The sequence below is a fragment of the Pseudomonas sp. BN411 genome (assembly GCF_029871235.1).
GTDB lineage: Bacteria > Pseudomonadota > Gammaproteobacteria > Pseudomonadales > Pseudomonadaceae > Metapseudomonas.
Window position 1 is genome coordinate 1 of the sequence record NZ_SSOM01000007.1, and the last position, 511, is coordinate 511.

The 511-nt window shown below is 64.6% G+C and carries 2 protein-coding genes and 1 pseudogene; all 3 read left to right on the forward strand.

The window, feature by feature from the left end; translation table 11 throughout:
* A pseudogene (locus E8F06_RS00050) lies at positions 1-151 on the forward strand (pyrroloquinoline quinone biosynthesis protein C); the annotation flags it as partial.
* Complete coding sequence (gene pqqD, locus E8F06_RS00055; protein WP_151133497.1) at positions 148-429, forward strand: pyrroloquinoline quinone biosynthesis peptide chaperone PqqD; 282 nt, start codon at positions 148-150, stop codon at positions 427-429. The pseudogene E8F06_RS00050 and the gene pqqD, both read left to right, overlap by 4 nt.
* Positions 398-511: hypothetical protein (locus E8F06_RS00060; protein WP_280362966.1), on the forward strand; the 114-nt coding region annotated here is incomplete at its 3' end. The genes pqqD and E8F06_RS00060, both read left to right, overlap by 32 nt.

A 511-nucleotide genomic window follows, 5' to 3' on the forward strand; every position in this document is an offset into this window, starting at 1 on the left:
GGCCCAGCAGCGCATGCTGGAGATCCTGCAGTTCAAGCTGGACGTGCTGTGGAGCATGCTCGATGCCATGAGCATGGCCTACGAGCTGGAGCGCCCGCCGTATCACACCGTGACCCGCCAGCGGGTCTGGCACCGGGGGATTGCCCTATGAGTGATTTCGACCTCAAGCAGGTGCCCCACCTGCGCCGTGGCTTTCGCCTGCAATGGGAGCCGGCCCAGGGCTGCCATGTGCTGCTCTATCCGGAGGGCATGGTGCGGTTGAACGAGAGCGCCGGGGAAATCCTGCGGCTGGTGGATGGCGAGCGTTCGGTGGCGCAGATCATCCTCGATCTACGCCGACGCTTTCCGGACGTTCCCGGTCTGAACGAAGACATCCTGGCCTTTATCGAGGTGGCCCATGCCCAGTTCTGGTTGCAACTCGAAGCCTGAAAACCAGCCGGGGCCGCCGTTCTGGCTGCTGGCCGAGCTGACCTACCGCTGCCCGCTGCAGTGCCCCTACTGCTCCAACCCG

Bases quoted from the DNA above. Each gene is read 5' to 3' on its own strand.
- pqqD (WP_151133497.1), top strand. From the start codon at position 148: ATGAGTGATTTCGACCTCAAGCAGGTGCCCCACCTGCGCCGTGGCTTT.